The 26,360-nt window shown below is 60.4% G+C and carries 24 protein-coding genes, 2 tRNA genes and 1 pseudogene; 23 read left to right on the top strand and 4 right to left on the bottom strand.

Annotation, left to right across the window (positions count from 1 at the left end; translation table 11 throughout):
• The first annotated feature begins 185 nt into the window (after nucleotides 1-185).
• The 16 genes from AAAX77_RS00655 to ffh all read left to right on the top strand — a co-directional run bounded on the left by AAAX77_RS00655 (nucleotide 186) and on the right by ffh (nucleotide 15,457).
• Nucleotides 186-260, top strand: a tRNA-Asn gene (locus AAAX77_RS00655).
• Between the two features lie 33 nt (nucleotides 261-293).
• Nucleotides 294-368: transfer RNA gene (locus AAAX77_RS00650), tRNA-Asn, on the top strand.
• Nucleotides 369-563: 195 nt separating this feature from the next.
• On the top strand, nucleotides 564-920 hold the full coding sequence (locus tag AAAX77_RS00645; RefSeq protein ID WP_022093773.1) for an Asp23/Gls24 family envelope stress response protein: 357 nt from the start codon (nucleotides 564-566) through the stop codon (nucleotides 918-920).
• A gap of 27 nt (nucleotides 921-947) precedes the next feature.
• On the top strand, nucleotides 948-2,609 hold the full coding sequence (locus tag AAAX77_RS00640; protein WP_349104238.1) for a DAK2 domain-containing protein: 1,662 nt from the start codon (nucleotides 948-950) through the stop codon (nucleotides 2,607-2,609).
• Between the two features lie 10 nt (nucleotides 2,610-2,619).
• Nucleotides 2,620-4,797, top strand: a complete 2,178-nt coding sequence (locus tag AAAX77_RS00635; RefSeq protein WP_349104236.1) for an ATP-dependent DNA helicase RecG — start codon at nucleotides 2,620-2,622, stop codon at nucleotides 4,795-4,797.
• Entirely contained in the window at nucleotides 4,794-5,450 is a 657-nt protein-coding gene (rsmD, locus tag AAAX77_RS00630) for a 16S rRNA (guanine(966)-N(2))-methyltransferase RsmD (RefSeq protein ID WP_349104234.1), read from the top strand. Before AAAX77_RS00635 ends, rsmD begins: the two co-directional genes overlap by 4 nt.
• Nucleotides 5,443-5,940 carry a pantetheine-phosphate adenylyltransferase gene (gene coaD / locus AAAX77_RS00625; RefSeq protein WP_349104232.1) on the top strand — a complete coding sequence of 166 codons (498 nt, stop codon included), beginning with the start codon at nucleotides 5,443-5,445 and terminating at the stop codon, nucleotides 5,938-5,940. The genes rsmD and coaD overlap by 8 nt, the downstream gene beginning before the upstream one ends.
• Nucleotides 5,941-6,008: 68 nt before the next feature.
• The gene (locus tag AAAX77_RS00620; RefSeq protein ID WP_040358176.1) at nucleotides 6,009-6,506 is read left to right on the top strand and encodes an ATPase; all 498 of its coding nucleotides are present in this window, start codon (nucleotides 6,009-6,011) and stop codon (nucleotides 6,504-6,506) included.
• Nucleotides 6,506-7,060 (top strand): DUF177 domain-containing protein, encoded by a 555-nt coding sequence (locus tag AAAX77_RS00615; protein WP_055309521.1) that lies wholly within the window; start codon nucleotides 6,506-6,508, stop codon nucleotides 7,058-7,060. Before AAAX77_RS00620 ends, AAAX77_RS00615 begins: the two co-directional genes overlap by 1 nt.
• Before the next feature lie 64 nt (nucleotides 7,061-7,124).
• Nucleotides 7,125-7,304 carry a 50S ribosomal protein L32 gene (rpmF, locus tag AAAX77_RS00610; RefSeq protein WP_022094017.1) on the top strand — a complete coding sequence of 60 codons (180 nt, stop codon included), beginning with the start codon at nucleotides 7,125-7,127 and terminating at the stop codon, nucleotides 7,302-7,304.
• 87 nt (nucleotides 7,305-7,391) lie between these two features.
• Complete coding sequence (plsX, locus tag AAAX77_RS00605; protein ID WP_349104230.1) at nucleotides 7,392-8,411, top strand: phosphate acyltransferase PlsX; 1,020 nt, start codon at nucleotides 7,392-7,394, stop codon at nucleotides 8,409-8,411.
• 124 nt (nucleotides 8,412-8,535) lie between these two features.
• A complete protein-coding gene (locus AAAX77_RS00600) occupies nucleotides 8,536-8,778 on the top strand; it encodes an acyl carrier protein (protein ID WP_055286398.1) in 243 nt (80 codons plus the stop codon).
• A gap of 3 nt (nucleotides 8,779-8,781) precedes the next feature.
• A complete protein-coding gene (rnc, locus tag AAAX77_RS00595) occupies nucleotides 8,782-9,507 on the top strand; it encodes a ribonuclease III (protein ID WP_117716046.1) in 726 nt (241 codons plus the stop codon).
• A gap of 10 nt (nucleotides 9,508-9,517) precedes the next feature.
• On the top strand, nucleotides 9,518-13,054 hold the full coding sequence (smc, locus tag AAAX77_RS00590) for a chromosome segregation protein SMC (protein ID WP_349104229.1): 3,537 nt from the start codon (nucleotides 9,518-9,520) through the stop codon (nucleotides 13,052-13,054).
• The gene (gene ftsY, locus AAAX77_RS00585) at nucleotides 13,054-13,971 is read left to right on the top strand and encodes a signal recognition particle-docking protein FtsY (RefSeq protein ID WP_316365938.1); all 918 of its coding nucleotides are present in this window, start codon (nucleotides 13,054-13,056) and stop codon (nucleotides 13,969-13,971) included. The genes smc and ftsY overlap by 1 nt, the downstream gene beginning before the upstream one ends.
• Nucleotides 13,972-13,981: 10 nt before the next feature.
• Nucleotides 13,982-15,457, top strand: a complete 1,476-nt coding sequence (ffh, locus tag AAAX77_RS00580) for a signal recognition particle protein (protein ID WP_349104228.1) — start codon at nucleotides 13,982-13,984, stop codon at nucleotides 15,455-15,457.
• 116 nt (nucleotides 15,458-15,573) lie between these two features.
• On the opposite strand, the gene AAAX77_RS00575 is transcribed toward ffh, so the two are convergent.
• Entirely contained in the window at nucleotides 15,574-16,338 is a 765-nt protein-coding gene (locus AAAX77_RS00575) for a DUF134 domain-containing protein (protein WP_349104227.1), read from the bottom strand.
• 166 nt (nucleotides 16,339-16,504) lie between these two features.
• Here AAAX77_RS00575 and thyA point away from each other — a divergent pair, with 166 nt between their 5' ends.
• The 4 genes from thyA to AAAX77_RS00555 all read left to right on the top strand — a co-directional run bounded on the left by thyA (nucleotide 16,505) and on the right by AAAX77_RS00555 (nucleotide 20,380).
• Complete coding sequence (gene thyA, locus AAAX77_RS00570) at nucleotides 16,505-17,353, top strand: thymidylate synthase (RefSeq protein WP_349104225.1); 849 nt, start codon at nucleotides 16,505-16,507, stop codon at nucleotides 17,351-17,353.
• A gap of 9 nt (nucleotides 17,354-17,362) precedes the next feature.
• Nucleotides 17,363-17,881 (top strand): dihydrofolate reductase, encoded by a 519-nt coding sequence (locus AAAX77_RS00565; RefSeq protein WP_349104223.1) that lies wholly within the window; start codon nucleotides 17,363-17,365, stop codon nucleotides 17,879-17,881.
• Between the two features lie 109 nt (nucleotides 17,882-17,990).
• Entirely contained in the window at nucleotides 17,991-18,905 is a 915-nt protein-coding gene (locus tag AAAX77_RS00560; RefSeq protein WP_349104222.1) for an RNA methyltransferase, read from the top strand.
• Between the two features lie 125 nt (nucleotides 18,906-19,030).
• Nucleotides 19,031-20,380 (top strand): MATE family efflux transporter, encoded by a 1,350-nt coding sequence (locus AAAX77_RS00555; protein WP_349104221.1) that lies wholly within the window; start codon nucleotides 19,031-19,033, stop codon nucleotides 20,378-20,380.
• Between the two features lie 22 nt (nucleotides 20,381-20,402).
• Here the strand turns inward: AAAX77_RS00555 and AAAX77_RS00550 are convergent, their stop codons facing one another.
• Nucleotides 20,403-20,888, bottom strand: coding sequence for a cob(I)yrinic acid a,c-diamide adenosyltransferase (locus AAAX77_RS00550; protein ID WP_349104219.1), 486 nt, complete (start codon nucleotides 20,886-20,888; stop codon nucleotides 20,403-20,405).
• Between the two features lie 92 nt (nucleotides 20,889-20,980).
• Between AAAX77_RS00550 and ftsH the strand changes: the two genes are divergently transcribed.
• From ftsH to AAAX77_RS00535, 3 genes and pseudogenes are all read left to right on the top strand, one after another.
• Nucleotides 20,981-22,873 carry an ATP-dependent zinc metalloprotease FtsH gene (ftsH, locus tag AAAX77_RS00545; protein WP_172544932.1) on the top strand — a complete coding sequence of 631 codons (1,893 nt, stop codon included), beginning with the start codon at nucleotides 20,981-20,983 and terminating at the stop codon, nucleotides 22,871-22,873.
• A 76-nt stretch (nucleotides 22,874-22,949) separates the two neighbouring features.
• Nucleotides 22,950-23,441: a DUF523 domain-containing protein gene (locus AAAX77_RS00540; RefSeq protein WP_349104218.1), complete on the top strand. Its 492-nt coding sequence runs from the start codon at nucleotides 22,950-22,952 to the stop codon at nucleotides 23,439-23,441.
• Nucleotides 23,442-23,624: 183 nt separating this feature from the next.
• Nucleotides 23,625-23,846: pseudogene (locus tag AAAX77_RS00535) on the top strand (IS3 family transposase); the annotation flags it as partial.
• Nucleotides 23,847-23,960: 114 nt separating this feature from the next.
• On the opposite strand, the gene AAAX77_RS00530 reads toward AAAX77_RS00535, so the two are convergent.
• Nucleotides 23,961-24,563, bottom strand: coding sequence for a Type 1 glutamine amidotransferase-like domain-containing protein (locus AAAX77_RS00530; RefSeq protein WP_349104216.1), 603 nt, complete (start codon nucleotides 24,561-24,563; stop codon nucleotides 23,961-23,963).
• 509 nt (nucleotides 24,564-25,072) lie between these two features.
• Nucleotides 25,073-26,155, bottom strand: a complete 1,083-nt coding sequence (locus AAAX77_RS00525; RefSeq protein ID WP_349104214.1) for an iron-containing alcohol dehydrogenase family protein — start codon at nucleotides 26,153-26,155, stop codon at nucleotides 25,073-25,075.
• Nucleotides 26,156-26,360 lie beyond the last annotated feature (205 nt).

Below are 26,360 nucleotides of genomic sequence, written 5' to 3'. Positions count from 1 at the left end.
AGCAAGAGGCGCCCTCAGGCACATCCGCTTGGGGGCGCTTTCATGTAGTCGTTGGGGACGTTCTTGAATGACTAGTCGTTTAAGAACGTCCCCAATGATTAGGTCGGAAAATTTCTTAAAAAAGTTCTTGCCCTGAGCTGATTCGTCCGTATAATATACTTCGTTGCTTGAGAGCGCGCACCTATTCCTCGGTAGCTCAATGGTAGAGCACGCGGCTGTTAACCGCGCTGTTGTAGGTTCGAGTCCTACCCGGGGAGCCAGAATTTTCCAGCCCTTTCTGTTGGGCTTTAAATTCCTCGGTAGCTCAATGGTAGAGCACGCGGCTGTTAACCGCGCTGTTGTAGGTTCGAGTCCTACCCGGGGAGCCAGGTTGTAAAACCCGTCGCGTATGCGGCGGGTTTTTTCATGCCGCGATCGCCGTTCGCGAACGTTACCGTATCAACATTTCGTGTCGAGGATGTAATCCCGAGGCCCGCCACCTCAACATGGCGCGGTCGTTGTAGAATATTGCAATGATTGCTCCCACGACATGGTGCCGCGAGCACCAAGAAAAGGAGATTCTTGTGTCTGAGACCATTAACGGCAGCCTGAGCGTCTCGAACGACGTTATTGCCGATATTGCCGGTTATGCCGCGATGACGTGCTATGGCGTTGTCGGTATGGCTGAGCAGCTCCAGGGCGCCGAGAGCGTGCGCCTGCTTGCCGGTCAGCGCCTCCGCAAGGGCGTGCTTGTCTCCGCCGACGAGAACGGCCTTACGGTCGATCTTCACGTCGTGCTCGAGAACGGCGTCAACATGAAGTCCGTCTGCCACAATCTTTCGAGCTCCGTTGCCTTCACCCTGCAGGAGATCGCCCAGATCGATCCCGCCAGCCTTAAGATCGGCATCCATATCGACGCGCTCAAGAGCCGTCTGAACTAGCATCCGAAAACGGAGATTCAAATACCCATGATTGCAAAGACCATTCGCACCTGTTTTCCGATCGCTGCGGCTGCCGTTTCCGACAAGGCCGAGGAGATCAACAAGCTCAACGTCTTCCCCGTACCCGACGGCGACACCGGCACCAACATGTCGCTCACGCTCGCCTCGGTGACCAAGGAGCTCTCTGCCCTTCCCGCCGATGCCGACATGGAGGCCATCGCCGGTGCCATCACCCACGGCTCTCTCATGGGCGCTCGCGGTAACTCCGGCGTTATTACCTCGCAGATTCTTCGCGGCGTGGCCGAGGGCCTTGTCTCTGCCGACGAGCCTATTACGTCCGCCAACATTGCCTTCGCCTTCCGTCGTGCCGTCAAGGTCGCCTTCCAGGCTGTCCGCAAGCCCATCGAGGGCACGATCCTCACGGTCCTGCGCGATGTCTCGACCAAGGCCGATGAGTGCGAGAAGAAGAAGTTCTCGGCCGAGGATGCGCTCGATGCTATCGTCGTCGAGGCGTACCAGTCCGTCGCCCGCACGCCCGACTTGCTGCCCGTCCTCAAAGAGAACGGCGTGGTCGACTCAGGCGCCTTCGGCTTTGCCATCTTCCTGGAGAACTTTGTTGCCGCCGCGCTTGGTCGCAGCACCGTGGTCGAGGATTTCTCCGCTACGTTTGACTCCGCCGGCTCTGCCCGCGATACCGCTCTTGGTCGTGTTGAGATCGAGGCTAACGACGACTGGGAGGGCTCGGAGTTCCGCTACTGCAACGAGTTCCTCTTTAAGGCCGACGCCCCGTTTGACGAGGACGAGTGCCTTAAGTTCCTAGGCTCCATGGGCGACTGTGAGCTGCTCGTGGGCGCCTATCCCGACTATAAGATCCATGTGCACTCCAACACCCCCAACCTGGTGCTCGAGCACATGCTGCAGCTCGGTCAGATCTATGAGGTCTTTATCCACAACATGGAGATGGAGGCCCACGACCGTACCGCCAAGATCCACGAGGATCAGGAAAAGGCCGCCGAGCCCGCCAAGGCGCTGGGTTTTGTCGCCGTTGCTGCCGGTTCCGGTGAGGCCGACATCCTCAAGTCCCTCGGCGTCGACGTGATCGTCTCGGGTGGCCAGACCATGAACCCCTCGACCGCCGACCTGCTGGGCGCGGTGGACCAGGTCAACGCGACCTCGGTCATCATCCTGCCCAATAACGGCAACATCCGCATGGCTGCCGAGGCCGCAGCCTCTGCCTGCACCGATAAAAAGGTTGCCGTCGTTCCCACCAAGACCGTCCCGCAGGCCTTCTCCGCGCTGTTCGCGGTCCTGCCCGATTCCGAGCTCGAGGATGCTGTTGCCGCTATGGTCGACGCCATCAGCGAGGTCCGCGATGGCGAGGTCACCCGCGCCGTGCGCGACTCCAGTGCCTCCGACGGCTCGCCGATTCACTCCGGTGACGTCATGGGCATCATTGCCGGCTCCATCGATGTGGTCGGCTCTGACGTGAAGCAGGTCACGCTCGATTGCATCAACCGTATGCAGGAGGAAGAGGAGGGTGACGCGCTGACGATTCTGGCCGGCGAGGAACTGTCCGATGAGGCCTTCCAGGAGATCGTCGACGCCATTGAGGAGGCTCAGCCCGACCTGGAGATTGACGCCCATCGTGGCGAGCAGCCGCTCTATCCCGTGATCTTCTCGATCGAGTAGGCAACTGCCCATGTCCGAGCTGTGCTCCGTGCCGCGCGTCTCGGAGCGCTTTGCCCAGAGCAATGCGCTCGACGAGGATATCGCGCGACTCAAATATGTTTCGGGTAAACGCGAGGAGGCCCTTCGCCGTCTGGGAATTCGGACGGTGGGGGACCTCCTTCTCCATATCCCTCATCGATATCTCGACTTTACGCGCTCCTGGTCCATCGAGATGGCTCCCATCGGTACCGTTTGCACGATTGTCGCCACGGTCGACCGTATCGTCCAAATGCAGCCGCGTCCGCGCATGCAGGTGACCGAGGTCTCGCTTGTTGACGAGACGGGCGTGCTGCAGGTCGCCTTTTTCCGCCAGCCCTGGATTGCCCAGCAGCTTAAGCAGGGTGACCGCCTGGCCGTGATGGGCAAGGTCGAGTTTGCCTACGGCTTTAAGCAGATGGCCTCGCCGCACTTTGAAAAGCTCGATGACGGGCGTGCTGCGGGCACCATCCTGCCGGTCCATTACGTGAGTGACGGCGTGAGCCAGGCGTGGATGCGCCGCATCGTAAGCGGCGCGATCGAGGTCGTCGGCAATCCGTTCGATCCGATTCCCGCGCCGCTGCGCGCAAAGCGGAAGCTCATGAGCAATGCCCGCGCGTTGCGTTCGATCCACTTTCCATCGAGTATGGCAGAGCGCGATATCGCGCGCGCACGGCTTGCCTACGAGGAGTGCCTCTACCTGCAGCTGGCGCTGCGCCTGCGCAACGACGGCGGCCTGGTCGATGTGGTTCCCTATGCCCACACCGCGGGTGAGCACCTGGCCGCGCTCAAGCAAGCCCTGCCGTTTTCGCTGAGCGACGAGCAGGAGGCCGCGTTCCAGGATATCCTGCGCGATATGTGCGATGGCGGGCGCGTGATGAACCGCCTGCTGCTGGGTGATGTCGGTACCGGTAAGACCGCCGTTGCCGCCTGCGCGCTGGCTATGGCTGCCGATAGCGGCACGCAGGCCTGCGTTATGGCGCCCACGGGCGTGCTGGCGCGCCAATATGCCGATAAGACCGGCCCTCTGCTCTCGCAGGCCGGCATGTCCTGGGCGCTTCTGACGGGTGCCACGCCGGTAGCAGAGCGCGAGCGCATCCATGCACAGCTGGAATCGGGCGAGCTCGACGTCCTCTTTGGCACCCACGCGGTGCTTTCGGATAACGTTGCGTTCAAGCATCTGTCGCTCGTGGTCATCGATGAACAGCACCGCTTTGGTGTGGGCCAGCGCAACGCCCTGCGCGCGAAGGGCCCCGGTGCCGATCTGCTCGTTATGACGGCAACGCCCATCCCGCGTACGCTGGCGCTTTCGGTCTACGGCGATCTGGACACGAGCATCATCCGCCATCGGCCCGTCCCTGGCGCTGGCGTGACGACAAGCGTACTCACCGAGTCGAGCCGTGACCTTGCCTATGGAGCCATCCGCGAGGCGCATGAAAAGGGTCAGCAGGCCTACGTGATTTGCCCGCTCGTGGAGCCGAGTGACTCGGCCGATGAGCTGGAGGACGTGCCCGGTATTGCCCGCGACGACGAGGGCCGCGTGACGGTCCCCGTGCCGCTGCACGATACGGCAACCGAGCTCGACCGCCTGCGCCTGGCGTTGCCGGGGCTTGCCATCGAGCGCCTTCACGGCCGCATGCCGGCGGGGGAGAAGGATCGGGTCATCGATTCCTTCAAGCGTGGCGAGATCGACGTGCTCGTCTCGACTACGGTGGTCGAGGTGGGCGTCGACGTGCCCAACGCCACCGTTATGGTCATCGAGAACGGTGAGCGCTTTGGCTTGGCGGCCTTGCACCAGCTGCGCGGTCGCGTGGGCCGCGGCAGCGTGTCGGGCACCTGCCTGGTTATGACGCACTCCAAGGGCAACGGCGGCGCATCGGCGGCGCAAGACCGTCTCCAGTCGCTCGAAAAGACCTCGGACGGCTTTACGCTCGCCCAGATGGACCTGCGCCTGCGCCATGAAGGCGAGATCCTGGGTTATCGCCAGCATGGTGGCGTGACCCTGCGTTTTGTCGACCTGGATGCCGACGAGGAACTGATCGAGCTGGCCCATTTGGACGCGCTCGAGCTCTTGCGGTATGCTTGCAACCTTGACTCTGTGGCGACGCGTCCCTTGCGCGACGCGGTCGCCATGCGTTATCGACATATCTTTAAGGAGGTCAGCGGAGGATGAGAATCATCGGCGGCGAATGGCGCGGTCGTAAGATCGAGGAGCCCCGTGGTCGCGATGTCACCCGCCCCACGACTGATCGCGTGCGCGAGGCGTGCGCATCTATGGTCATGTCGGCATTCGATTTCGATTTGGACGAGGTTCGTGTGCTGGACGCCTTTGGTGGCTCCGGCGCCTTAGGGTTAGAGATGCTCTCTCGTGGGGCCCGCTCGCTTACGACGTTTGAGATCGATCGCAACGCCGCGCGGCTCATTACCAAGAATATCGAGTCGCTCTGCCGTGACCGTGCGCGTTGGCGCGTGGTCACGGGCGACATGCTGACGAGTGCCTCACGCGGTCGTGTACCGGGCGGCCCCTTTGATCTGGTCCTGCTCGACCCGCCCTATGCTTTTGGTGCCGAGCCGGTCGAGGAACTGCTGCAGAATCTGGCCCAGCAGGGTCTGCTTGCAGCTGGCGCTTATGCCCTGTTTGAGCATGCCGCCGCCGATGCGGGCGCGCATCCGGCAGACTTTGAGACTGTACGTGAGAAGCGCTACGGCATTACCTCGGTCGACCTGCTCCGTTGGGTCGGCGATGACGATGGTGAGGGCGATAGCGCCGTCACCGATGCTGATAACAACGATGCCACGACGTTTCAGGAGGACGCCCATGAATGACACCATCAACCGCGTGATCGTCCCGGGCACCTTCGATCCCATCACGTTTGGCCATATCGATGTGATCCGCCGCGCCCGACGCATCTTTCCCAGCGTGATTGTCGCCGTGGCCGAATCGCAGGGTAAAAACGGTGTGGGCACCACGTTTATGCTCGATGAGCGCGTGGCGCTGGCCCGCGAGGCGCTCGGCGATATTGACGGCGTCGAGGTCCTGCCCTTTACCGGCCTCTTGGTCGACTTCGCTCGCGAGCAGGGGGCGGGGGCCGTGGTCAAGGGCCTGCGCGCTATGACCGACTTTGAGTACGAGCTGCAGCAGGCCGACCTCAATTATCGCTTGGATAGCGAGCTGGAGTCCATCTTTGTCATGAGTGCGCCGCAGTACGGCTATATCTCGAGCTCGGTCGTTCGCCAGATCGCCTCGCTCGGCAGCGATGTATCGACGTTTGTCCCGTCCAACGTGGTCGAAGCGCTCAGACATCGCTTTTCGTGACGTTTTTTATTGCCTGGTGGCATGTGGTAAACTAGCACGATGATATGTTACCTATGAAAGGAGACCGGATGCCGGGCGAGAATTTTCCTGGCGATAGGATCGTCAGCTTGGTCGATGAGCTCGAAGGGCTGATCGAGGAAGCCAAGCCGCCTTTCGGCAAGAACGCTCAGTTCAAGGTCATCGACGCCGACGTGTTCTTTAACATCCTCGACGAGATCCGCATGAGCTATCCCGAGGAGTGGCAGAAGTCCCGCCGTATCCTTAAGGAGCGCGAGGAGCTTATGGCTTCCGCCGCCGCTCAGGCCGATTCCATCATCGCCGACGCTCAGCAGCAGGCCCTCACCATTGCCGGTGAGCAGGAGATCGTCCGCCTTGCGCAGCAGCAGGCCGACGACATCCGCGATCGTGCCCAGCAGTACGAGCGCGAGACGCGTTATGCTGCCGAGGACTACGCAGAGCAGGTCTTTACGCACCTGGAGGAGAACCTCAAGAGCCTGACTGGCACCGTTACCCGTTGCCGTCAGCAGCTCAACGAGGGTGCCGCCCAACAGAATGGTCAGTGGTAATGGCTGAGTTCCCGAGCGTTACCGTCGATCTTTCCGAGCAGCTCGAGTTTCCTGGAGATTCGTATCCGCTGACCGGTAAGGTCGATGTCGCCACCTACACGGTGGGCGAGAAGGAGTACCAGCTTCAGGACGGCATCGACTACGACGTTGTCTTTACCAATGCCGGCACCGGTGTCTTGCTCACGGGCATGGTCCGCGCGCACGCCACCGGCGAGTGCGACCGTTGCCTTGAGCCCGCCTCGTTTGATATCGCCGGCGAGATCGAGGAGTTCTACCTCTTTGAGGAGCCCGAGGATCCCGAGGCCTACGAGGACGGCTACGAGCTCCTGGGTGAGGACCGCATCGTCGATTTGGGTGAGCCCATCAATGACGCGGTCGTTATGGATACGCCGTTTGTGGTGCTCTGCAAGCCCGATTGTCGCGGTCTGTGCCCCACTTGCGGTTGCAATCTCAACGTCGAGCAATGCGATTGCGCCGCCCAGGCAGAGGCAGAATGGGCCGCTGCCACGGAAAATCCATTTGCAGCATTGAAGAATCTCAAGCTCGATGAGTAAAACTGTGGTAGTATCGCTACTTGCGCGTAATCGCCACACTGGATAGTTCATAAGGAAGGTCACTATGCCCGTACCTAAACAAAAGCAGGGTCGTATCCGCACTCACACCCGTCGTTCCGCCAACATGAAGATCTCGGCTGCGGCTCAGTCCACGTGCCCCCGTTGCGGCGCTGTCAAGCTTCCGCACCACGTGTGCCCCAGCTGCGGTTTCTACAAGGACCGCGAGGTTATCGTTACCGAGTAACGGTATACTCTGGATGGGATGCCGTTCCAAATGGAACCACAATGGCCGGCTCAATGAGTCGGCCATTTTTGTATAAGGAGCATGTATATGAGTAACGTTCGCGTTTGTGTAGACGTTGTGGGCGGAGACGAGAAACCTCAGGTTGTTCTCGATGGTATCGAGGCTGCGCTTGCCGCCGATCCCGATATCGAGGTCTTGGCGGCTGGCCCGGCCGAAATCGTCAATCCCTTTGCAGCTTCCCATGCACGTGTTGAGGCCCTTGAGGCACCTGACGTTATCGCCATGGACGACGATCCCATTCGCGCTGTGATGACCAAGCGTAAGTCGTCGATCGTGTTTTCTTGCCGCGCCATTAAGAAGGGCAACGCGGACGCGTTCTTCTCCGCCGGCTCTACCGGCGCCATGACGGCTGCCGCGACCGCCTACGTCACGCCGTTTCGATATATGGCCGAGGGTAAGAAGCAGCCGGTGCGTCCGTGCCTGACCAATGCGCTGCCCAATCGCGCCGGCGGTCTGACGGTGCTGTGCGACATGGGTGCCAACCCCGATGTGGAGGTCGATGACATGGTGCGTTTTGCCCAGATGGGTAGCGCCTATGCCCGCGTCGTCCTGGGCATCGAGCATCCTCGCGTGGGCCTGCTTGCCAACGGCACCGAGGACGAGAAGGGCTCCAACTTTACCAAGGCCTGTTTCCCTGCTATGAAGGCCGCCGTTCCCGGCTTTGTTGGTAACTGCGAGGGCACTGACCTCACCTCAGGCAACTTCGATGTCGTCGTTGCCGATGGCATGTCGGGTAATATCGCTCTCAAAGCTACCGAGGGCGCTGCCAAGTTTTTGCTGCAGGAGCTCAAGGGCGCCTTTATGGCCTCGCTCGGCACCAAGATCGCCGCACTGCTCATTAAAAAGCAGATGCGCGAGATAAAGGCCAAGCTCTCTGGCGACGCCAAGGGCGGCGCGATTCTTTTGGGCCTGCGCGGCGTGGTCCTGATCGGCCATGGCGCTACCTCGGTCGAGGCTGTTAAAAACGGTACGCTCGCGGCGGCCGAAGCCGTGCGCGCCGGGCTGGTCGAGAATGTCGCCAACTCTATGGACGGTATCGTTTTATAAGAGCGAGTTAGAGCGTTGTTATGTGCTTCGCGGCGCACGTCGTGGGGTAGAATCAGAACCGTGTCTTGGTACCGCCCGGGCGGTACCATTCTTTTGGTATTCATGCACTATGAGAGGAAGCGCTATGGACCGCTCCGAAATCTTCGACAAGATCGCCGAGGTCGCTGCTGACGTTCTGGGCGTCGATGTTGCCGAAATTAGCGAGGAGACCACCTTTGACGACCTCGATGCCAACTCGCTCGAGCGCCTGCAGCTGGTTACGGCTATCGAGGACGAGTTCAACCTCGAGATCGATGACGAGACCCTGCTCTCGCTCAACTCTGTCGCCGACGCCGTCGACGCTATCGAAGCTGCCAAGGAGGCCTAAGTCTTGGCTTTATCCGAACGACTTACGCGCGCCCAGGAAATCCTGGGCCACGAGTTCAATAATAAGGTGCTGCTGCGCGCGGCGCTCACGCATCCCTCGGCAGTCGAGGGCCAGCCGGTTTCTGCCAGCTATGAGCGTCTTGAGTTCTTGGGCGATTCCATTTTGGGCGCTGTGGTCGCACGCTCCCTGTTTGAGTCCTATCCAGAGTTTGACGAGGGCAAGCTCACGCGCTTGAAGGTGTCGCTTGTCTCGGGCGCTACGCTGTCCGAGGTTTCTCACGAGCTGGGCATCGACGACATCATCATCTTTGGTGCCTCCGAGACCGGTACCGGTGCGCGCGGCCTGCATTCGGCCCTCGAGAACGTCTACGAGTCGCTCGTGGGTGCACTGTACCTGGATGCCGGCTGGGATGCCGCAGCGGAGTTTATCCATCGTACGCTTAAGCCGCATTTGGCTTCCGAGCGTGCCGAGCATCCTGCAAACCCCAAGTCGTTTTTGCAGGAGTGCGTGCAAGCCGACGGTCACGAACCCCCGGCGTATAAGCTCGTTGGCTCCGAGGGCCCGGCGCATGCGCCCACCTTTACCGCCGTGGTGTTGATCGATGGTATTCGCCAGGGTCGCGGCTCCGGCTCCTCAAAGAAGGAAGCCGAGGGAGCCGCTGCACTCGAGGCACTTGACCGCATGGGTTACACCACTAACGGCGTGATTCTGAACAAGAAGCACGTGTAAGCGAGGAACCGTGTATCTCAAGTCCCTCACGCTCAAAGGGTTCAAGTCGTTTGCCGACCGTGCCCATATGACGTTTGAGCCGGGCCTGACCGTCATCGTCGGTCCAAACGGCTCGGGAAAATCGAACATCTCCGACTCCATCCTGTGGGTCCTGGGCGAGCAGAGCGCCAAGCAGCTGCGCGGCCAGGCCATGGAGGATGTCATCTTCTCGGGCTCGTCAGCGCGAAAGCCTGTGGGTGTCGCCGAGGTCACGCTGGTGCTCGATAACTCGGACCATATACTGCCCGTCGATTTTGACGAGGTCGCCATCACCCGTCGCATGTATCGCTCGGGCGAAAGCGAGTACCTCATCAACTCGAGTCCGTGCCGTCTGATGGACATTCAGGACATCCTGCACGATTCGGGCCTGGGCAAGGATACGCATTCCATTATCAGCCAGGGCAAGCTTGACGCCATTTTGCAGAGCCGCCCCGAGGAGCGCCGCGCCCTTATCGAGGAGGCCGCCGGCATTTCCAAGCACAAGCGCCGCAAGGAGCGTGCGCTCAAAAAGATTAAGTCGATGGACGAGCACCTGACGCGTGCCCGCGACATCAATAAGGAAATCGCCCGTCAGCTGCGACCGCTGGAGCGTCAGGTCGATCGCGCGCGCAAGTACAAAGAGCTGTCCTCGCGCGCGAACGAGCTTACGCAGATGCTGGCTGTCGATGAGCTTCGTTCGCTGCAGTCGCAGTGGAACGACCTGGAGAGCCGCTCCAAGGAAGGTGCTGCCGAGCTGGAGCTTGCGCAGTACCGCTTGGACGAAAAGGAGCTCGAGCTCGAGAAGCTTCAGGTCATGCTCGAGGAAAAGGGCCTGTTTGTGGGCGACCTGGGCGAGCAGCGCCGTCATATGCAAGATGTGGTCGGTCGCATTAACTCCGACATGCGCCTGCTCGAGGAAAAAGGCCACAACATGGTGTCGCGCCTGTCTGACATGCGCGGGCAGATTTCGAGCTCCGAGCATCAGCGTCGTCGCGTTGTCGAGGAGCTCGAGGACGCGCGTGCGCAGCTTGAGGAAGTGACCGGTGCGCACAGGCAGGCCCAGGAGGACGTTGACGCCGCTGGTCCTGCCGCCGCTGAGCTCCACGAGCGACGCGTGGCGCTCGACAATCAGATTTCGCAGCTTACGCGTGAGCAACGCGATGTGCAGCGCGTGGCCGATAACGCCGCGCTCGAGCTCGCCAAGGTGAAGGATTCGCTTTCCAATGCCGAGGTCGAGGACAACATGTATGCCTCGCGCCTTGAGCAGATCGATGAACAGCTCGAGGAGGTCACGGCCTCGCTCGAGAGCCGTCGCGACCGCGCCGAGGAGCTTGAGGGCGCTCTTGAGGAAGCGCGCCGGGCTCAGGTCGATGCGCGTGAGGCCACCGAGACGGCACGCGCGGCCCTGAAGGACCTGCGTGCCCGCGAGAGCGAGGCGCGCAACAAGTTATCCGAGGTGCGCTCAGAACTTGCCAGTCAAAAGAAACTCGATGCCCGCATGGCCGACAGCTCGCCGCTCGTGAGTCGTCTGGTGGGTGCGCTGGGCGATGATGTCTCGGGTCGTCTGGGCGACGTGCTCGAGGCCCCGCGCGAGCTTGAGGGCCTGGTTGAGCAATTGCTCGCCGGCGATATCGATGCGCTGCTGTTCGACGATACGTCCGCGCTTGAGCGTGCCGGTCGTGCCGCTCTGGACCAGAAGAAGGCCTCGGGCGAGGCGCTGCTGGTGACGCGCGGCGTGAGTGGCTCTACCGCCGCTGAGGGCGCCTCCGGTACCCGTTTGGTTGATCGTCTGTCCGTGCGCGCAGGCTATGGTCCCGTCGTCGAGGCGCTGCTCGGCGGCTATTACGTAGTGGACGATCTCGCTGCCGCGCTGTCGGCGCCGGTCGTTGACGGCGTGACTTACGTGACCCCCGATGGCGCCCGCGTCGCCTGTGGCGGCCTGGTTCGCGTGGGCCTCGATGCCGGCGAGGCTTCGGGTGCTCTGGAGCGCAAGCGTCGTATTCGCGAGCTGGAGGGCCTGGAGCCCGATCTAGCTGCTGTGTTTGAGCATGTGTCGGATCAGGTCGTCGAGGCCAACGCGGCCGTCGAGGAGGCGCGTGCCGCCGAGGGTGATGCCGCCGGCGAGATCGCCCGTCTTGAGGGCGAGCGCCGCTCGCTGCTCTCCGAGATCGGCCGTCTGGAGCAAAGCGCCAACAATGTCGAGGTCGAGCGCGTGCGCATCTCCAAGCGCCGCGAGCAGGCCTCCGAAGCCGTTCGCGCTGCGCGCCCGCGCGTTGACGAGCTCACCCGTTCGCGCGACGAGGCCCGTGCGCAGGCAAGCGATCTGGGCTTGCAGATTGCCGAGGCCAACGACGAGCTCGATCGCGTGCGCCGTGACGACTCCGAGGCAGCCGGTAAGCTCGCCGATGCCAAGGTCCGCCTGGCTCAGACGAGCGAGCGTCTGCGTTCGCTGAAGGGCCGTGTGCCTGACCTGGAGCATCGCCTGGAGGGCATCGACCGCCGTATCCGCGGAACACGCCAGGCCTCGCGCTCGCTCGAGTTGCTGCGCCTGCGCGTCGATCCCATGCACGAGCGCTATTCGGCCCTGCTGGAGCGCGCGTCGGATTGGGCCGCGCGCTTGCGTGACCAGGCTTCGCTCGAGGAGGCGGACTCGGCCTCGCTCAAGAAGACTATCGAGGACGCCAAGGCCGAGGTCTCCCGCGCCAAGGAGCGGGTCGATGCCGCCACGGTGACGCAAAACGAGTTCAAGGTCGCACGTGGCAAGCTCGAGGTGCAGGTAGAGGCCGCCATTAAGGCCATTACCGCCGATGGCACCACGGTGCTCGAGGAAGCGCTCATGCTTCCTGCTCCCACTGACCGCGATGCCGCCGAACGTGAGCTCAACCAGCTCGTGCGCCAGATCAACAACCTGGGTCCTGTGAACCAGGTTGCCATGGAGGAGTACGAGCAGCTCAAGTGCCGCGCCGACTACATCGAGGAGCAGCTGGCCGATCTGGAGAGCGCGCGCAAGGCGCTCACCAAGATCACGGTGGCCATTGATCGTAAGATGCGCAAGGCCTTCCTGGTGACGTTCGAGAAGGTCGACGCGAATTTCCGCGAGATTTTTGCCATGCTCTTCCCGGGTGGTCAGGCTCATCTGGAGATGACCGATCCCGAGCATCCGGCCGAGACGGGCATTGAGGTCGTGGCACAGCCGCGCGGCAAGCGCATCACCAAGATGATGCTCATGTCGGGCGGCGAGAAGAGTCTGACGGCGCTCGCCCTGCTCTTTGCCGTGTACCGTACACGCACGGTGCCGTTCTATGTGCTGGACGAGGTTGAGGCGGCGCTCGACGACGCCAACCTGTCCAAGCTCATCGGCGCCCTCGATGTGCTGCGTTCCGATACGCAGCTCTTGGTCATTTCGCATCAGCGCCGTACTATGGAGGATGCTGACGTTCTCTATGGCGTCTCGATGCAAGCCGACGGCGTCAGTCGCGTCGTCTCGCAAAAACTCGATCGCGAAACCGGAAAGGTCGTGAATGCATAATGGGATTCTTTGATGCTCTCTCGCGCGGACTTGAGCGCAGCCGAGAGGCCCTCAACGAGGTATTCTACTTTGGCGGCGAGGTCGACGAGGACTTTTGGGAGGACCTTGAGGACACCCTCGTCATGGGTGACATGGGTGCCGAGGTCGCCATAAAGGTCTCCGATGACCTGCGTGATGCCGCGGCTAAGAAGAACCTCAAGACCGCCCCGCAACTCCGTCGCGCCCTGGCCGAGCAGCTTGAGCAGCACTTTGTGCCCATCGAGCGCGATCCGTTCTCCGATACGCCGAGCTGCGTGCTGTTTGTGGGCATTAACGGTGCCGGTAAGACCACGACGGTCGGTAAGATCGCGAGCGCCATGGCCGCCCGCGGCAAGAACGTCGTGATCGGTTCGGCCGATACCTTCCGCGCTGCCGCTATCGAGCAGCTCGATGTGTGGGGCCAGCGCGCCGGCGTCCCCGTCATCAAGCGCGACCGCGGCTCCGACCCGGCAAGTGTTTGCTACGACGTGCTCGACGAGGCCGACAAGCGCGGCAGCGACCTGGTGCTCATCGATACCGCCGGTCGTCTGCACACGAGCCCCGAGCTCATGCGCGAGCTTGCCAAGGTGGTCAATGTGACCCGTAAGCGCGCCGCCAATATGGCCACCGGTCCCATGCCCGTCTATGTCGTGCTCGTGATCGATGCCGCAACGGGCCAAAACGGCCTCAACCAGGCGCTCGAGTTTAACGAGGCGCTTGGCCTGGACGGTATTATCATGACAAAGCTCGACGGCACGGCAAAGGGCGGTATCGCCATGGCCGTGGCCGAGAAGCTCAAGCTTCCCATCCTGCGCATCGGCGTGGGCGAGCAGGTCGATGACCTGCAGGAGTTTAATGCCAAAGATTTCTGCCGCGCCCTGGTGGGCGAGTCCAACTAAGGAGTGACTAGTGTTTGATTCTCTGAGCGATCGCCTCAACGACACATTTGACCGCCTGCGCGGCAAGGGTAAACTGACCGAGGCCGATATCACCTCTGCCATGCGCGACATTCGCATGGCGTTGCTCGAGGCCGACGTCAACTTTAAGGTCGTCAAGGAGTTTGTCGCCAAGACCAAGGAGCGCTGCATGACCGCCGAGGTCATGGAGTCGCTGTCGCCGGCGCAAAACGTCGTCAAGATCGTGCTCGACGAGCTTACCGAGATGCTCGGTTCCACCGAGAGCAAGCTCGTCTTTAGCAACCGCATCCCCAATGTCATCATGCTCGTGGGCCTGCAGGGCTCCGGTAAGACTACGGCAGCCGTAAAGCTGGCCTACCTGCTCAAGAAGCAGGGTCGCTCGCCGCTGCTCGCCGCGTGCGACGTCTACCGCCCCGCCGCTGCCGACCAGCTGGCCACGCTTGGCGGCGAGATCGGCGTGCCGGTCTTCCGCGGTGACGGCGCGCACCCGGTCGATATCGCCAAGGGCGCCATCCAGGAGGCCGTTGACCACCTGCGCGACGTGGTCATCGTCGATACCGCCGGTCGCCTGCAGATCGACGAGCAGATGATGCAGGAGGCCGTGGACATCAAGAAGGCCGTCAAGCCCGATCAGGTGCTGATGGTCGTCGATGCCATGACCGGCCAGGATATTGTCAACGTCGTCTCGACCTTCGCCGAGCGCACCGACTTTGACGGCGTGATCATCTCCAAGCTCGACGGCGATGCCCGCGGCGGCGGCGCGCTTTCCGTGCGCCAGGTGACCGGTAAGCCCATCAAGTTCGTGAGCATGGGCGAGAAACCCGATTCGCTGGAGCCGTTCTATCCCGATCGTATGGCCAAGCGCATTCTGGGCATGGGCGATGTTGTCGGCATCATCGAGAAGGCCCAGGAGGCAGCCGACGCCGAGCAGCTCGAGGCTGCCGAGCGTATGCTGCGCGAGGGCTTTACCATGAACGACATGCTCGACCAGATGAAGGCCGTCAAGAAGATGGGCGGCATGAAGGGCATTCTGGGCATGCTTCCCGGTGGTCAGCGCGCGCTCAACCAGATGGGCGGCAACCTGGACGAGGGCATCTTTGACAAGAACGAGGCCATCATCATGTCGATGACCAAGGAGGAGCGCCTGCGTCCCTCTATCATCAACGGCCAGCGTCGCGCGCGTATCGCCAAGGGCGCCGGCGTGACCCCCACCGAGGTCAATAGCCTTATGAAGCAGTGGGGCGAGATGAACAAGATGATGGGCCGCATGCGCACGATGGCCAATCAGGCGCAGGCCGGCGGCAAGAAGGGCAAAAAGGGCAAGAAGGGCAAGAGGATGCGCATGCCCAATATCCCTGGCCTGGACGCTATGGGTCTGGGCGGCATGGGCGGCCTGGGTACGGGCGGCCCCAAGTCCGATATGGACCTGCTGCGCCAGATGGAAGCGCAGATGCGCAACAAGAAGTAACGACTAGTTGAGTCGTGTATGGCGAAGGCCGCCTGGATGGTATTCCAGACGGCCTTCGCCGTTTGTTCGCTGGTTGTCGCACGCGTGGAAGCGCGTTCTCGACGAGGTGCTTGCCGCTAGTGGCAGCCGCAGCCTTCGTGCCCGTCATGGTCGTGGTGACCGTGGCAGCCGCAGGACTCGCCATGCTCGTGGATGTGCTCGTGATCATGTCCATGGCAGTCGCAGGTGGCCTCGCCGTTCTGTGCGAGCGTGCCGGGAATGAGGGCCTCGACGCAGGCATCGCAGCTGCCCTGGGCGCCCGCATAGACCGTGATGCCGGCTTGGGCAAGCGCGTTGATAGCGCCGCCGCCGATACCGCCGCAAATGAGCGTGTCAACGCCACCGTTGGCAAGCAGGCCCGCCAAGGCGCCGTGGCCGGTGCCACCGGTGCCTACGACCTGCTCGTTGAGCACCTTGCCATCCTGGATGTCGTAGATCTTGAGCTGCTCGCTGCGGCCAAAGTGCATAAAGATGTTGCCGTTGTCGTACGTTGTTGCCACCCTCATGGTGCCGACCTCCTTTGCTGGCCATGCGGCCGTCGTCGTGGTGATGGGGGAGTATGCGATATTGCCGCCCTCGATACTGAGCGCCCGTCCATTGACCAGCGCGTTTGCCACCTTACGATGTGCTCGGCTGCAAATAGCCGCCACCGTGGCGCGCGCGATGCCCATCTGCTGTGCGACTGCCTCTTGGTTAAGGCCTTCCAGGTCGCACAGGCGCAGCACCTCGAGTTCGTCGATCGTCATGTCGATGGCGTCTCCACTGGCAAGGCCGTCGGGGGTAAAGCCGCGGTATTCGGGGATGATCCCAACGCGGCGTAATTTTTCTCGTCTTCCTGCCATACACTCTCCAAATCTGACATATGTCAACAATAGAATAGCGAACGTGCGGATTTGCGCAAGGAATTTCTGGCATATGTCAGAAAATGAGGGCTTATGTTTGGGCTGTGGGGCCGCGTGCGCCTGGGCTACAATGAATCTCGCTTGTAGGCGACTGACAGGAGGGTCAATGAGCAAAGCTGATCAACAGTTTGTATCCATGTGCCGCGACATTCTGGACCATGGCACCACCACCGAGGGCCAAAAGGTCCGTCCGGTGTGGGAGGACGGCACCCCTGCCTATACCATTAAAAACTTTGGCGTTACGGCGCGCTACGACCTGCGCGAGGAGTTCCCTGCGCTCACCCTGCGCCGCACGGCGCTTAAGTCTGCGATGGACGAGATTTTGTGGATCTATCAAAAGAAGTCCAATAACGTCCATGACCTCAACAGCCATATTTGGGATGAGTGGGCCGACGAGACCGGCTCCATCGGCAAGGCCTACGGGTACCAGATTGGCCAGAAGAGCCATTATGCCGAGGGCGATTTCGACCAGATGGACCGAGTGCTGTACGATCTTAAGCACACACCGTACAGTCGCCGCATCATGACCAACACGTATGTGTTTAGCGACCTGTCCGAGATGCACCTGTATCCGTGCGCGTACAGCGTGACCTATAACGTCACGCAGCGCCCGCAGGACGACAAGCCGACGCTCAACATGATTCTCAACCAGCGCAGCCAGGACATTTTGGCCGCGAACAACTGGAATGTGTGCCAGTACGCCATCTTGCTGATGATGGTTGCGCAGTCGATCGATATGATTCCCGGCGAGCTGCTGCATGTGATCGCCGACGCCCATATCTACGACCGTCATGTCGATATTGTCCGCGAACTTATCGAGCGTCCGCAGTTTGCGGCACCCAAGGTAACGCTCAACCCCGATGTGCATGACTTCTATGCGTTTACGACCGATGACCTGATCGTCGAGGGCTATGAGTACGGCCCGCAGGTCAAGAACATTCCCATTGCGGTGTAGGTGGTGCTCATGACGTGTAAGCTATCTGCTATCGTTGCCGTGTGTGACGATTGGGGCATTGGGTGCGAGGGCGACATGGTGGTGTCCAATCGCGCCGACATGCGCCATTTTGTGGCCTGCACCAAGGGCTGCCCGGTCATCATGGGGCGCAAGACGCTGCTGAGTTTTCCCGGTGGGCGTCCACTCAAGAACCGTCGCAATATCGTGCTTACCCGCGACGAGGATTTTGCTGTCGAGGGCGTCGACGTGGTGCATAGCATCGACGAGGCGCTCGCCGCGGTTGCCGATGAGCCCGTTGCCTGGGTGATCGGTGGCGGCGAGGTGTATCGGCAGTTTTTGCCGTATTGCGCCGAGGCCGAGGTCACGCATAACCGCTGCGTCCATCCCGTGGACACGTACTTTCCCGATTTGGACGCCGATCCCGCGTGGGAGATTGCGTGGCGTGGCGGTGTTGCCACGATTGCCTCGGGCGAGGGCGACGAGGGTGTCGATTATGAGTTCGTGACGTATCGTCGCGTTGAGGCGTAAATCGCCTGGCGTGAACGGTATTATCGGGTTGATTGAATGTATGGGGCGGCGCTTAGCGTCGCCTCGTTTGGTATAGATGTGCTGTAAAGAAAGGTGCGGGCTGGCTGCTATGACTGATGTCGTTGAGGTTCTGCGAATTGATTCGCTCGAGGACGAGCGGCTCGATGCCTACGTGCGACTGACCGAGCGTGAGCTGCGCTGCGTGCTAGAGCCGCAAAAGGGCATCTTTATCGCCGAGAGTGCCAAGGTTATTGAGCGCGCGGTGCGTGCCGGATACGAGCCGGTGAGCTTTCTTTTGGGCGAACGTTGGCTCGACCAGATGATGCCGCTGTTTGAGCGCCTGGTTGTGCGCGAGGGCGCAGGTCCGGTTCCTGTGTTCGTGGCTTCCATGGAACTCATGGAGCAGCTGACGGGCTTTAACGTGACGCGCGGTGCGCTCGCGGCGTTTCGTCGCCCGCGGCAGATTCCGGTTGATGAGTTCTTGGGTGGCGTCGTCGAGGCGGCGGGGGAGCGCCCGGTGCGCGTGTGCGTGCTCGAGGGTATTGTCGACCACACGAACGTGGGTGCGATTTTCCGCTCGGCCGCCGCGCTCAATGTCGACGGTATTTTGGTCAGTCCGACGTGCTGCGACCCGCTGTACCGTCGCTCGGCCCGCGTGAGCATGGGCACGGTGTTTCAGGTGCCGTGGACGCGTATTGGCAGCGAGGCTCGTGTGTGGCCGCACGATGGCCTGGCGGCACTGCACGAAGCCGGTTTTTCGTGCGCTGCGATGGCGCTGACGGACGACTCCGTTTCGCTGGACGATCCTGCGCTGCAGGAGGTTGATCGCCTGGCGATCTTTATGGGCACCGAGGGTGCCGGCCTGGGCGCCAAGACTATCGCGGGCTGCGACCGAGCCGTGCGCATTCCGATGGCGCACGGGGTCGATTCGCTCAACGTGGCCGCGGCGAGTGCCGTCGCCTTTTGGCAGCTGTGCCCGCACGTGAGCAACGAGTATCACTACCAGCCGGGGCTGTATCACTAGGCAGATAGTTTGCACCGGGCTCTGACTCGGGGTGTTTCGGTCGACGTCGGTCGGTGCTAAGCTGCTATTAGCTTAGGTCTTTAATTACTGTTTTGTCGGTTGACGTACGCTTTTGGGGAGGGCGTGTGGCTAAGAAATCTACGGCTATCGATGTAACGCAGGGTGTTATTTGGCAGCAGCTGCTTTCGCTGTGCGTTCCCATCTTTTTTAGTTCTTTTTTTCAGCAGGCCTACACGCTTATCGGTACCTATATCGTCGGTCAGTTTGGCGGCAAGCTCGCGCTAGGTGGCATTCAAGCTACGATGGTGCTCACCGAGCTCTGCATTGGCTTTTGCGTTGGCGTCGGCGCCGGCTGCGCGGTCATTACCGGTCAGTATTTTGGTCAGCACGATGATGAGCGGCTGAGCCGTTCGGTCCATACGGCCATGACGCTCGCGCTGGTGGGCGGTATCGTTTTCTCGATTCTTGGCATAGTGTTCGTTGAGCCCATGCTGGTACTTATGAACACGCCGCATGAACTTTTGGCCGAGGGCGTGGCCTATGCTCGTTGCTATTTTGCCGCCATGGTTGCGGCGCTGCTGCTCAATATGGGAACGGCACTGCTGCGCGCCGTGGGCGACACGCGCGGGCCTGCTGTGATCATCGCTTCCGGCTGCCTTGTTAATGCGGTGCTGGATGTCATCTTTGTTGCCGTGCTTCATATGGAGGCGCTGGGCTGCGGCATCGCGGTGGCGCTGACCATTTGCTCCAACGCCACGATGATCGTGATTCGCATGATGCACGCACCGGGTGCGTGGCGGCTTTCGCTGTCCAAACTCGGCATTGATCCTGGCATTTGTAAGAGCATGATCTCGTGTGGTCTGCCGCTTGGCTTTCAGTCTGCTGCGTATTCGATTTCCAACGTTTTGATTCAGGTGTCGGTCAACTCGTTTGGTGCCGATGTCACCACGGCGTGGGGTCTTTCGGGCCGCTTAGATGGCATTGTCTGGATGGTTACCGAGGCGCTCGGCGTGTCGATCACCACGTTCTCGGCACAGAACTTTGGCGCGCGCAACTATGAGCGCATGCGCAAGGGCTACCATACGTCGCTCGTGCTGTCGTTTATGCTCATTGGTGGCCTGTCTGCCGTACTCCTGGTGTTCTCGGGTCCTCTGTCGCGTTTGTTTGTCGACGATGCTTCGATTTCGGCGTACACCACGACGATTCTTCATTTCATCGCGCCGTTCTACGCGATCTTCTCGATTATCGAGAACGCGTCGGGCTCCATTCGCGGCGCTGGCGTGAGCTTGCAGCCTATGATGCTCACCATCTTTGGCACCGTTGTCTTGAGGGTGATCTGGGTGTTTGCGATTATGCCGTTCGATCCGTCTCTTGAGCACCTGCTGTTGGTTTACCCCGTAACCTGGCTCATCACGGCCACGATGTTCACCATCTACCACCACAGTGGCAACTGGCTAGGCCGCGCCACCGCCTAGCCATTCGGGACGTCCCCAATGGCTAGTATTCGATGCCTTGGCGGGCTAGGAGTCCTTCGTCGAAGTAGTGTTTGATGGGGCGCATTTCGGTGACAAGGTCGGCGAGGTTCGCGAGGGGCAGCAAGCCCCGGCCGGTGAGCACGAGCTCCGTGGTGGCGGGCTTTATCGCGATCAGCGCTTCGACATCCTCGCGCGTCACGAAGCCGCGGCGCATGGCCTCGCCGAGTTCATCCAAAATCAGAACGTCGACCTGTGATATCTGCTCGCATGCGAGCTCCATGATCTGCGCGGCGCAAGCCTCGGATGTGTCGCGGTCGGCTTGTACGATGCATAGCCCTAATCGAGGTGCTGCATCATGTTCGGCGCAGTGCAGCTTCTTGGCAAACTGAAGCATGAGCACGTTAAGTCCATAGCCCGTGGCACGCAGCGCGAGCCCCAGCGCAGCCGTCGTCTTGCCCTTGCCGTCGCCCGTATAGATTTGAACCTTGCCGACTTCCAGTGATGCCATCTCTGTCTTTTCGTGCCCGGCGTCGGTTTATCACCGCTCGGGTTGGGTATTCTAGAAAGCATTATTAACCCCAGTAGATGGAGTTCAAGCAGATGGAGATGGATGACAACAAGCGTAGACGGAATATGATCCTCTACGTGCTCATCGCCTTCGTCGTCTACCTCGTGCTCTCGACCGTTCTGTTCCCCAACATCGGTCACACGCAGCAGATTACGAAGACCGATTACTCGACGTTTGTCAAAGCGCTCGATAAGAAGAGTGTCGACAAGGTCGAGTACAACACGGACGATTACTCGATTTATTACACCAAGAAGGGCGAGGACGAGAACATCGCCTATAAGACGACCGGTGTGCCGAACGATGCGGGCTTTACCGATCGCGTGCTTGAGTCTGGCGCTTCGCTGGAGTCGGTCGTTCCCGATAAAAACTCGGGTTTGATGACCTACTACCTGCTTACGCTCATCCTTCCCATGGCGATTTTCTTCCTGATCGGCTGGTGGCTCAACCGCCGCATGAAGAAGGCCATGGGTGATGACGGTCCTTCGATGAACTTTGGCGGCGGTGGCTTTGGCGGCGGTGGACTGGGCAAGTCCGGCGCGCGCGTGATCGCCTCCAAGGACGTGGGCGTGACCTTTAAGGATGTCGCCGGCCAGGAAGAGGCCAAGGAGTCCCTCAAGGAGGTCGTCGACTTTCTGGAGAAGCCCCAGCGCTACGAGGAGATTGGCGCCAAGCTGCCGCGCGGTGCTCTCCTTGTTGGCCCTCCGGGTACCGGTAAGACCCTGCTAGCCAAGGCTGTTGCCGGCGAGGCTGGTGTTCCGTTCTTTAGCATTTCGGGTTCTGAGTTCGTCGAGATGTTCGTCGGCCGTGGCGCCGCCAAGGTGCGCGACCTGTTTAAGCAGGCCAAGGAAAAGGCCCCGTGCATTGTGTTTATCGACGAGATCGATACCATCGGCAAAAAGCGTGACGGCGGCGGCTTTAGCGGCAACGACGAGCGCGAGCAGACGCTCAATCAGTTGCTGACCGAGATGGATGGCTTCGATAACCACAAGGGTATCGTTGTCCTCGCTGCCACCAACCGTCCCGACAGCCTCGATCCGGCCCTGCTGCGCCCCGGTCGTTTTGACCGCCGCATCCCCGTTGAGCTGCCCGATCTGACCGGCCGCAAGAACATCCTCGAGCTGCATGCCAAGAGCGTGAAGACGCAGCCGCCGATCGACCTGACCGCGATTGCCCGCGCCACGCCCGGTGCCTCGGGCGCTGACCTGGCCAATATCATCAACGAGGGCGCCCTGCGTGCCGTCCGTGAGGGCCGCAAGCGCGCTACGCAGGACGATTTTGAGGAGTCGGTGGAGGTCGTCATCGCTGGCCAGCAGCGTAAGTCCACGGTGCTGTCCGACCACGAGAAGCAGGTTGTTTCTTACCACGAGATCGGCCATGCCATCGTTGCCGCCCGCCAGAAGGGCTCTGCACCGGTCACGAAGATCACCATCGTGCCGCGCACGAGCGGTGCTCTGGGCTACACCATGCAGGTCGAGGAGGATGAGCGCTTCCTGACCACGCGCCAGGAGGTCCTGGACAAGCTCGCCGTCTATTGCGGTGGCCGTGCAGCCGAGGAGCTCATCTTTGGTGAGATGACGACCGGCGCCGCCAACGATATCGAGCAGGCCACCAAGCTCGCCCGTAACATGGTGACGCGCTTTGGTATGTCTGATGAGTTTGGCATGATGGCACTCGGTACCGTTCAGAATGCGTACCTTAACCAGGACACGTCGCTCACCTGCGCCCCCGGTACGGCCGAGCGCGTGGACGCGATTGTCGCCAAGCTGATCGAGGATGCGCACGACCGCGCCCTGCAGATCCTGAAGGAGAACAAGTTCAAGCTCCACGAGCTGGCTCGTTATCTGTACAAGAAGGAGACGATCACGGGCGAGGAGTTCATGAATCTCCTCACGCGCGAGAATCCGCTGATGCCAAAGCAGCAGTAATACTGGTTGCGCAGTGTCAATCGCCCCATTTGAGTGTTTATCTCAAATGGGGCGTTTTGCGTGGGGAGAGTTGTATATGAAGATCGTGGTAAGTGCCTGCTTGATGGGCGAGAGCTGCAAGTATAACGGGCTCGACAACTACCACCGCGCGTTGGTCGAGGCCTGCGAACGTACGGGGACCGAGGTCCTCTTGGTGTGCCCTGAGGTCTTTGGCGGCCTGCCCACACCGCGCAAGCCGTCCGAGATCGTGGACGGCGAGGTCCATACCTGCGAGGGCATCTCGGTCGATCGCGAGTTTCGCCTAGGCGCTCAACGTGCGCTCGATATGTGCGAGCAAGCGGGCGGTCCGGAAGAGATCGCCGCGTGCATCCTGCAGGACCGCAGCCCCTCGTGTGGCGTAGGTCGCATCTACGACGGAACGTTCAGCGGTACGCTCACCGTGGGCAACGGTGTTTTCGTCGACCTGCTCCTGCGCCACGGCTACCGTGTGATCCCGGCAAGCGAGTTTGATCCCAGCATGTTGGAACATTGCCCACAGCACTCGAACCCAACACTTTCTCACGGGTGACCGTTTTGGCATCATCCGTGAATTTGATATTGAGTACGACCCGGTCATCAAAGACGTCGACCGAGTTGACAGGCGCCGTACCCAGGTAGCCCCTCCCCGCGGCCCTCGCGCAGGAACGCGTACACGGCCCTCCCGTCTCTTGCGCCCCTCCCGGAACCGTCCACATCAGTGTAGCCAATCCAGTCCGCCAAGGGCTGCGGCCCGGACAACGCGGCGATGGAGGGCTTCTTCGGCCTGCTCAAGAAGGAGTTCTGGCACGGCAGGGACTGGTCGGACTGGACCCCCGCCCGCTTCATCGAGGAGCTCGGGGGCTGGATCGGCCGATACAATACGGAGAGGCGCAGCGATGCGCTCGGTGGCCGCACGCCGGCCGAGTTCCGCTCCGCGCTGGGAAGGGCCGCGTAACGGTCCAAGAAATCGTCCGCTGTCCCCATTCTTGCCCCTTTGGGACGGCTTCTTGTTGGGGCGTGCCTGCCCCAAACCCTGCTAGGAACGAGTGCAGCAAACTGGAATTTTAAATTAGTCTTTGCCAATAACCTTTGAACCTTCACCATCAATTACAATTCCCTGACGATTGTTAATTGGGCATAGATTCAAATCCGAAAACTCAGTCATTATTTTCTCGGTAACTTTCTTAAATGGTGCTGTAAGAAAATGCGGAAGAACATAGAAATCAATCAAATTAAGCCCTGCATCATCTTCTTGTGTGTAGTCCTCCGGCTTTTCATCCATTTGCTCGATATATTGGATGCTTGGAGCGCATACAATCGCACCTGCCGATTCACCAATCATCAGTTTTCCGTTTGCCAATTCTTTCTTCAACAGCTCATCCGTTCCCGTTTTACGGAGCTGGTCTATAAGGAAAAAAGAATTTCCGCCGGTAAAATAGATCACATCCGCATCTTCAAAAAGAGCCTTTATCGTTGAATAAGCCTCCGTTGAAATATCAATTTCAGTTACGATTGCTCCCAACTTTTTGAATAATTTTCGAGCCGAGCCGACATAACCGGTGTAGCCTTCACGCAGCGAGGCTGTTGGGATAAATGCGACTTTCTTATTATCAATTTCTTCCTTTATCAGACTTCCTACACTTGAAAAGTGCGAACATAAAAACAGTTTCATCAGTATTCTCCTTTATATATAAATTCTTATTTGTTGAACTAAGCCGTGTATACCATACGCTCCGATGAAAGAACGCCCCGATATAGTGAAATTTTGCCGTTTTCCTGCGTACGTGCGTACACACTCCACAGGAATTCTAAGGCGCCTGCCCCCTTAGCACACGGACTTTGGAACAAAGTCTAGTGTGTTACGCCTTGCCAGAGGTGTACGGGCTCCCGGTACGCACGTACGCAGCAATTGCCATCAATGCGCCATATAAGTGGCGATCAAGTTCGTATAAAGCGACCTTGGTTCCGCAAAACAAAAGGCAGGATGCCATCACCACGATGATACCCTGCCTTTATTCGTTCCTGTTTACCGTTCCGAGTAGTCCTTCCGCAGAATTTCCGATAAAAAATCGTACCCGAACCCTTTCTCGTAAAGAACCGGGTTCGAGTACGAACTGAATGGTGGAGCAATAAACAACCACCACAAGGGCACTGCTCCCTTGTGGTGGTTTTGGGCTAGGCCTAGAGCGTGTGGCCGTAGGCGTTGGCGGCCTTGATGGCGGCGGCGAACTTTTCGTCGGTGAAGGGCTCGGGGTTGCCCTGCTTCCACTCGTTGGTGGCGTGCGCGTACTCGCACAGGGCCGGGATATCGGACTCGGAAAGCCCGACCTGCTCAAGCGTCACGGGCAGGCCCATCTGCTTGTTAAAGGCCGCGTAGCGCTCAAGGTTCTCGGTATCGCCCGTATAGGCGAACAGCACGAGCACGCCCAGGCTCACGACCTCGCCGTGCAGGTAGGTGACCTCGCGCGGAATGCTGCAGGTGGCGTTGTAGAACGCGTGCGCCACGCTCGAGTTGTAGTAGTAATCGTTCTGGTTGGTCAGGTTCGAGACATAGCCCGTGTTGACCACGATGTCGAGCGCGATCTGCTTGACGGCCTCGCTCGACAGATTCTGACGAACGTCCTCAAGACCCTGAACACCGTAGGTAAACAGCGGCTCGGAACAGGTGTGGGCAAGAGCCAGGCCAAGGCCGGCGGTGTGCTCCAGGTCGCCGGCGCTCGTGGCGTACTCGACTTCGGGCTGCTTGGACAGGGCGTCGCCCACGCCGGCCCAGAAGTACTCCGCCGGAGCCTCGGCGATGATCTTGGGATTGATGAAGATGTGCGCCGGTCGGTTGGGGTACGAATAGCCCTCGAGCGATCCATCGTCGTTGTAGACGACGGCAATGGCGGTCGCGGCGGAACAGTTAGAGCAAATCGTCGGCACCGTAAAGACAATCTTCTTGAGCTCGATTGCCGCTGTCTTGACGGTGTCGAGTGCCTTGCCGCCGCCACAGGCGATAAGCACGTCTGCCTGCTGGCAAGCGGGGGAGTTCACGACCTTGGCGATATTGGCGCGCGTACTGTTGGTGCCGTAGACGCGCGTCTCCAGAATCTCGACGTCGGTACCTTCAAGCGCCGCCTCGATGCCCGGCAGCGCCGCAGCTAGGGCTCGCTTGCCACCAATGATGGCGACTTTCTTCGCGCCGTACTCCGCCAGTGCGGCGGGCAGCTCGGTAAAGCAATCCTCGCCGACGGTGTAGTCGCTCATTCCGATTGTGCGCATGGCAGCCTTCTTTCGTTAGTTAAAGTGCTTTCAGTTATTTTGCTCCTAGAGAAGGCTAACGACCACGAGAAATTTCTTACGTATGAAACCAGTGTTGAGGGTTTTTCGCCGGCGCGGAACGTGCTAGCATACTCCGCATAAGCGTTGATGGGGACGAGTAGTCGGCCGTCCGCATGCCACAGAGAGCGGGGAGCGCTGAGAACCC

Origin of the sequence: Collinsella sp. CLA-ER-H6, from assembly GCF_040092305.1 — a bacterium.
Lineage (GTDB): Bacteria > Actinomycetota > Coriobacteriia > Coriobacteriales > Coriobacteriaceae > Collinsella.
Note: the sequence above shows the minus strand (reverse complement) of the source record. Positions and strands in the feature narration are given on the sequence as shown.